Source organism: Mesorhizobium sp. M0772 (assembly GCF_040320135.1).
Classification (GTDB): domain Bacteria; phylum Pseudomonadota; class Alphaproteobacteria; order Rhizobiales; family Rhizobiaceae; genus Mesorhizobium.
The window spans coordinates 1-6,624 of the sequence record NZ_JAMYPB010000097.1; the positions used below are offsets into that span (position 1 = coordinate 1).

Annotated in this window: 9 protein-coding genes and 1 pseudogene; 5 read left to right on the forward strand and 5 right to left on the reverse strand. The window is 57.1% G+C overall.

The genetic code is table 11. From position 1 onward, the window contains the following. The 3 genes from NKI06_RS30485 to NKI06_RS30495 all read right to left on the reverse strand — a co-directional run. Positions 1-143 (reverse strand): KTSC domain-containing protein (locus tag NKI06_RS30485; RefSeq protein ID WP_352987909.1); only part of this gene is annotated, 143 nt, incomplete at its 3' end. A 41-nt stretch (positions 144-184) separates the two neighbouring features. Then, positions 185-379 (reverse strand): hypothetical protein, encoded by a 195-nt coding sequence (locus NKI06_RS30490; RefSeq protein ID WP_023699326.1) that lies wholly within the window; start codon positions 377-379, stop codon positions 185-187. Between the two features lie 190 nt (positions 380-569). After that, positions 570-752 (reverse strand): DUF3606 domain-containing protein, encoded by a 183-nt coding sequence (locus NKI06_RS30495; protein ID WP_352987908.1) that lies wholly within the window; start codon positions 750-752, stop codon positions 570-572. Positions 753-878: 126 nt separating this feature from the next. On the opposite strand from NKI06_RS30495, the pseudogene NKI06_RS30500 reads away from it, so the two are divergent. The 3 genes and pseudogenes from NKI06_RS30500 to NKI06_RS30510 all read left to right on the forward strand — a co-directional run bounded on the left by NKI06_RS30500 (position 879) and on the right by NKI06_RS30510 (position 2,480). After that, positions 879-1,744 (forward strand): annotated as a pseudogene (locus NKI06_RS30500) (ATP-dependent DNA ligase). A 275-nt stretch (positions 1,745-2,019) separates the two neighbouring features. Further along, on the forward strand, positions 2,020-2,178 hold the full coding sequence (locus tag NKI06_RS30505) for a hypothetical protein (protein ID WP_155929886.1): 159 nt from the start codon (positions 2,020-2,022) through the stop codon (positions 2,176-2,178). Then, entirely contained in the window at positions 2,175-2,480 is a 306-nt protein-coding gene (locus NKI06_RS30510) for a hypothetical protein (protein ID WP_023673877.1), read from the forward strand. Before NKI06_RS30505 ends, NKI06_RS30510 begins: the two co-directional genes overlap by 4 nt. A gap of 146 nt (positions 2,481-2,626) precedes the next feature. On the opposite strand, the gene NKI06_RS30515 is transcribed toward NKI06_RS30510, so the two are convergent. Continuing rightward, positions 2,627-3,625: a hypothetical protein gene (locus NKI06_RS30515; RefSeq protein WP_023690590.1), complete on the reverse strand. Its 999-nt coding sequence runs from the start codon at positions 3,623-3,625 to the stop codon at positions 2,627-2,629. Positions 3,626-3,844: 219 nt separating this feature from the next. Between NKI06_RS30515 and NKI06_RS30520 the strand changes: the two genes are divergently transcribed. After that, the gene (locus tag NKI06_RS30520) at positions 3,845-4,084 is read left to right on the forward strand and encodes a hypothetical protein (RefSeq protein ID WP_023695015.1); all 240 of its coding nucleotides are present in this window, start codon (positions 3,845-3,847) and stop codon (positions 4,082-4,084) included. Between the two features lie 89 nt (positions 4,085-4,173). Here NKI06_RS30520 and NKI06_RS30525 read toward each other — a convergent pair whose 3' ends face one another. Next, entirely contained in the window at positions 4,174-4,386 is a 213-nt protein-coding gene (locus NKI06_RS30525; protein ID WP_023695016.1) for a hypothetical protein, read from the reverse strand. Positions 4,387-4,743: 357 nt separating this feature from the next. On the opposite strand from NKI06_RS30525, the gene NKI06_RS30530 reads away from it, so the two are divergent. Further along, positions 4,744-5,484 carry an SDR family NAD(P)-dependent oxidoreductase gene (locus NKI06_RS30530; protein ID WP_023673881.1) on the forward strand — a complete coding sequence of 247 codons (741 nt, stop codon included), beginning with the start codon at positions 4,744-4,746 and terminating at the stop codon, positions 5,482-5,484. The last annotated feature ends 1,140 nt before the right edge of the window (positions 5,485-6,624 follow it).

Sequence of the window (6,624 nt, forward strand, 5' to 3'; positions counted from 1 at the left end):
TTGGCAAAGGCAGCTTTGAACGCGGCAACGGCCTCAGCAGGTACGTCCAAAAACTCGTAATGCTTCCCGCTCGCTACAAACCAAACCGAGAGAACCCTGGTGTTCGGGTCATAGTCGAACTTGCGTATCGAAGTCGACGGCATGGTATGCCATCCAAACTCAGCTAGCCGAGTTGGATCGCCAGCTACAGGCTGAAACTGTATTCGAATATGTGGCCGCGCTTTTCGTCGGCAACCCTGATCCAGATGGGCTCGGTGGTGCGCAGAGTGATGTCGCGCTCTGTCGCTTCCCGCGCCGCCCTGATCGGCGTTGTCGCGTTGACGATGTGGGTAGCCGTCACGGTATCGCCATCCATTTCCTCAACGTGGTATTTCGGCACTTTTGTTCCTAGGCGTCTAGTTCGATAGGCTGATCGTGATCCGGATCGGAATGATAAGCGACCTGGCGAAAATCGCGCATATCGATCTGTTGCCCGCAAACAGGGCAAGGGAGGAAATGCGCGAGTTCGCTCGCGGGCGGGCCTTGATGTCGGTGCCCGATTAGTGGTCTGCCGAGATCAGATAGCCTGGTCATTGTTTCCGCAGCGTTACCCGCTCCAAAGTCTCGCGTTGGTTGCCGTGCTTCGCGATCAGCTCTTTGACCTGCTGGGGTGTGATGCCGGTCTTTGTTGCGAAATATTCAACTTCATAATCCTCATCGGCCGAGACACGGTCCCGATCACGAAAATCCCGCTTGGTCTTGTCGTCGGCCATATCGATTCCTCCTTCGCTCATCCCGCAACGCCGAGTTGACGAGTTTGTTGCACCCAAGAGGCTGATTTCCAGTTTCGGAACTATTTTAGCTTAATCTTATTGAATCGCCGGAGGGCGGATCAGTGCATGCGTTTGAAGTTCATCGAGCCGTTGATGCCGACCCTTGTGGAGAACCCTCCCGAGGGTGAAGGCTGGACCCACGAGGTCAAGTTCGACGGCTACCGATCGCAGATGATCATCGATGAAGACGGCACACGCATTTATACGCGCAACGGCCACGACTGGACGGCGAAATATCGCGACCTGGTGAGAGAGGCCAAGCGCCTTGGTGCCGAAAGCGCCATTGTCGACGGCGAGATAGTCGTTCTGAACGACAAGGGCCTTTCGGACTTCGCAGCGCTGCGCAAAGCCATTACCCGCCGGCAGCACGACTTGTATTTTGTTGCCTTTGATCTGCTTCATCTTAACGGCCACGATCTGCGCGATATGGCGCTAGAGGAGCGGCGCGAGATCCTGGCCGGCATGATCGAGCCCGGCGGGCGTATTCAGTTCAGCGAGCCCTTGCCGGGGGAAGCCAAGGCCATCTTTCACTTGCTCGACAAGGCCGGACTTGAAGGCATGGTGTCGAAGCGGAAGGACAGCAAATACCGAAGCGGTCCGTCGACCAACTGGCTGAAGGCCAAGTGCTATGCGATTGACGAGTTCGATCTGCTCGGCGTCGAGCGTGAAGCGGGCAAGCCGGCTTTCGCTCTGATGGCTGAGCGCGGCACCGGGCGCTATGTCGGCAGCGCATTCGTCACCTTGAACCGGGAAATGCGCGAGAGGCTATGGAAACGCGTCCAGGAGCACCCAGGCACGGCGCCCAAGGGCGTCATGAAGCGGCCTGCGACGCAATGGGTCAAGCCGGGCTGATCGGCCGCGTGAAGCACTTGCGTGGCGAGGATGACCTGCGGCATGCATCGCTGCAGGACTTCCGCGAGGAGAACAAATAGCAGCTCCACAACTGGCCATCGCTTTTGCGAGAGGCGCGCATCCCAACGCCGCAAAGGCCGAGCTGAACGCGATACCGCAGGAACTCGCCTCACGCTGATCAACGGTTAACACGGCTAAGGACGCCTAACACTGTCATTGCAAAGAATAGGAAAGGAGTTTTTAGACATTCATTCATCTATCCGTGCTTTCTAATGAGCTATGTCTTTCAGCACCTTCACCCGGATATTGGAGGATGTCGTGGATGATAATTGATGCCGCCAGCGGAGGTTTCCGCATGGCACATCTTACCGCCGACTACGCCTATCTGATCGCGTTCCCGTTTTTCGATCAATACCCAATCAATCACTCAACGACTGTCACCGTCCCGCTGGTTGCGAGCAAAATCCCGCCGGCCTTGGTTTGGAAAAGGGGCCATCCTGGATGCGAATTATGACAAAGATTTTTGAGATCCTGGTGGGAAGCATGGCGATTGGAGCCGTTCTCGCAAATCTTTGCATGCCGGCGAACGCCGCAGTTGGCGACGACGGAACCACTGCCCCCACTGGCACGAGCGGTGCCACTGTCGGAACCGAGTCCCCCGACCATCCGACCAATACGGATCTACCTCGCATTGTCGACGCTATGTCGAGCGCCGAAATCACTCGGTTCAAGAAGCGCTGCATCGACGTGATCGAGAGCCGGGGCGTTTATGATCGTGACCTGCGCCAGCTCTGCCTGCTGATCTGGCGCCACTAACCAAACCGTTCGCAAGTGCCGGAGCTGTCGACATGACACTCTCCAGTTCCGACAGTAGAGGCCCGCCCACCGAAAGGTTGGCGGGCTTTTAGCTAGCGGCCCTTACCCTACGGTTGGGTGAGTGTTTCCGCCCGATTATCCGCGCCCTAAAAGCGCATCCCCTCGATGCCATCTTCACGCACTTCCCAATCATCCCCACCGTCTAAGTCCGAATGCTTGGCCCTGAAGGTTTCAAGATAGTCGACTATCTGAGGGTCGTTCGGGTCGAACGCTTGCCAATGTGGATCATCATCGACGTTGGCCAGATCGAGAAACTCGGTGATGTCCACCCCGCCATTGAGGGCGGCGACGCCAGAGTTCAAGCCGATGTATCTCAGGTTGAAGTCAAAGCGAAAATCGGGTGACCGGAAGAACTTGGCCCTGTCGCAGTCCGGGAAAGGCCGGGCTCGGAAGTGGTCCATCAAGCGCTGCTTTTCAGCGATGCCTTCAGTAACTGAAATCATGTATGTTTCCGGCCGTGACAGACTTTCGTTGATCCGGCCGGCCGGCTTCCTCATGGCGCCCCAGAGGTGAGGCAAGCCAATTGCAGAGAAGAAATCCTGACCGATCGATTCGCCGGGCCAAAATTTAGGGTTGTATGGTCGAACGACAACACGATCAGGTCCGAGCGCCTCAACAAACGGTCGCAGGATTTCGTAGAAATCAAGTTGATATTCCGCGACTTCGATGGGGCCCGTCAGGTAGTCTTTGACGCATTGCGCATACACGCTCTCAAGCAAGTGATCGAAGCGCCGCAAATAGAACACCACCTTCACCTCGGCGCCAATATCCAACAGACCCTGAAAAAAAGATGGATGAGTGCTGGCTCGCGAAAATTCCTCGCCTGACATCAGCAACGTCTCGCAATCGGAATCGAGTGCGAAGAACGCGCCAACGTTCTGCTCAAACGATTTGCTGTCGTCGTAACCGATTGCGGCTATGCTGTGCTGCGGCCCGAACGCTTCATTGGCCGGGTCGTGGGGGTCGGGGTAATGGATCGAGTTCCCCGCCAACAGATCCCGATTGGAGGCCAGGCTCGCCTGAAGATAAGAGCTTCCAGTCTTGTGAATTCCGCAATGCAAAATAAACTTCTTATAGCGCCTCAATGGCCGCCACTCCCGTTCACTCCTGATTGTTTATCAGGCGCCACTGCGTGCGCTCGGGACCATACCATGGACCGCAGTTGGTGGCATTACCCCGAATGCATACGGCAGGGCAGATGACGGACGCTAGTCCGCGGCGACATTGCGCCGGTGCTTCCAATCGAACGAAACGCCGGCCGGGGCCAGGCGGTAAGTGCTCTCGCCGGAGGTGGATCAGACAGTATGAGCGGCATTGATCTGATCTCCAATCTCGCAGCGACCATGGCTCCGGTCATGGAGCAGATGGGCGTTATCGCAGCTTCAGAACTCGGTCCCGAAACGCTGCAAGATCGAATTCGCGCCGAGGCTTATGCAAGCGGAAGCGTGGTGGTCGGCCGATATGAGGTGGGCTGCGTGGTCACGACGAATGTAGGCACCACGGTCATGCGCCCGCGCTCCCCTCGTCCAGCCCGCTCGAGCTGAAATTGACTGCTCAACGATGGAGGCGGAGAAGGCGCACTAGAGCGGTCCGACCGCTACAGCGATAGCGCCATCAAGACAGCGCTGCTACGTCAGAGCAGCAGGTGAATTGTCACAAGCTCGATGATCAGCAAAACGGCGCACACCGTGCCCGCAAGGGCATAGCCTCTCCAATAGGCACGGATATCCTGATCGGTTTGGAATGCTTCTAGCCAGAGCCCGTCGGGGAAGACGCCAAGGCAAATTGGGATAGGCATCGCGGCTGGCACGATTGTATCAGGTGCTAAAGCATCTCTGCCCAACATGCAGGCGGCTCTCTGACCGCGAAGAACGCATATTAGCCTGCGCTCCTAATGGCGAAAGCCCTTCATCGAAATATCGCCGGCCTGTCCTGATTGTCTCTTTGGTTCTTTCAAACTGGGCAATGGCGTGTCGCCGCAGGAGAGCGGGACAAAGAACAACATCGTCTAGCCCCCTTGACCTGCCAAGAGGCATCTGAACAGGAAAAGGTGACGAAAGCGCCAGGCGGCGCCGCAAGGCGAAGCTGTGTACGATCTGGAGCTCGCTACCGATCAGGTCATAGCTGGCTCCGGCGCCCCCCAGACCATCTGGCCGCTGGCGAAAATATGCGATCCTGCTAAACTTATCCCGTGTGAACACACATGAATGGGGGCTTTGTGCCGGTATCATATGACCTCATTGGCAAGACAGCCGTCGTAACCGGCGGAGCAAAGAGTATCGGCAAGGCAATCGTAGAGCGCCTTGTAGCGTCGGGTGCTTCAGTGCACGTGTGGGATCGAGATCAGATCGAACTGAAGGGTGTGGTGTCTACGAAGGTCGATATTACCAGCCGCGATCAGGTAACCCATGCGATCAACATGATCGTCGATCGTGGCCTGCGTATAGACGTTCTGGTTAACAACGCCGGTTATCTAGGAACCCTTCACCCGTTTGACCAACACGAACCTGCAGACTGGCGAAGCATCATCGAAACCAATCTGATCGGCACGATGCAAGTGACGCAGTTGGTTTTGCCCCACATGCGAAAATGGGGTGTTGGCCGCATTGTCAATATGGGCTCTTTGGCGGGCAAGGAAGGACTTGCCAACCTTGCCGCCTATTCAGCCTCCAGCGCAGGTATCGTAGTCTTCACAAAGGCGCTTGGGCGTGAGGTTGCCAATACAAACATACGCGTGAACTGCGTCGCTCCTGGGCCAATCGATACTGACATGATCCGAAACCTCGGGGTCGCAGCTGTCGAGACAATGATCGCCGATAGTCCAATGAACCGGCTCGGCCGGGTCGAAGAAGTTGCCCACATGGTGGCCTGGCTGTGCTCGGACGCCAGCAACTTCAATACCGGCGCGGTATTCGACATGTCGGGTGGGCGGGCGCGTTACTAAGCGCCGACTGTCTCGGTGCTTTCAGGTGGCCCGGCGTCACCGTGGACCAAATACTCCCACCCCTAAACGGCGACCTATGTGATCCCCTCATGGCAACTCTGCGGTACGAGGTAAGGCGGGAACCGGATGGGACGTGGACGGTGTTCGACGTGTTCACCGGGCAGCCGGCTATTATAGTGGGCCACCCTTCTGTCGACCTTCCCGACATGGAGTATGCTGAAGAGCTGGCAGCCATCCTGAATGCCAACAACCTGAAGCATAGGCTATATCACGGGAGGTCCCCCGAAGGTTCGCCTGACCGAGGTGGCATGACAAGTTAGCCATTCAACCAGCCTTCGTACTGCCCATCCAGGATGGCTCGTCCGATTCCGAGCAAGCATTAGTTATTGAACTCCCGACTACGACGGTCTTAAATCGACTTCCCATTGCGTTTCGTAGGGAGGATGTGATGGGCAAGGTGGTGCCAATTCGCAGGGCCACGCCTTGCGTGGAAGTAGTCGGAGCCAGTGGCGAATGGGTAGGGTCGTCCGCATCATAGAGACCGACCAGGAAATTACACGCTCATTCGGCCTGAATCGTTTGCGCTGTCCTTCGCAGAAGGCCAGCGGATACGCCTGCATCTCGACAAAAAGCTCTGGGTGAACGGTGCTAAATCCCCGAGCCGTCCAGTTGCTGGCTGTCTTGCCTCCCCAGGGCGCCGGCATGGAGGCTCGGTTTCGGCAGTAACGTCGAGACGATGCGCTCGACGAGCCTGAAGGTCGATCGTGAAAAATCGGACGCTCAAAGCTCCTGCCTCGGGCCGCGTTCTCGCCGCTCAATGATCGTCGAACTGCCTGCGTAGGTGATCAGGTGAAACCAGACCTATTCCTCGCCCGTCACGCCTCTCTTTCAGCCGTGCGACGACTACATGCTGGCCGCTTTCTGAGGATTTTCACCGCGAAGCTGACGTCCGCTTGCGGCCCCATCTCAGTCATACCGATCACAGGCAGGGCGTGAAGCGCGCGTCGCATTGCGAGTAGGGAAGGTAGTGTGCTGAGAGTTCTGCAATTCGCTGAGAGAGGGCGGTCATGGCAGGCTGGTGATGTTCAACGTCACCGATTCCCTGGAAGGAACGCCACCATGACCAAGACAGAAGGTAAA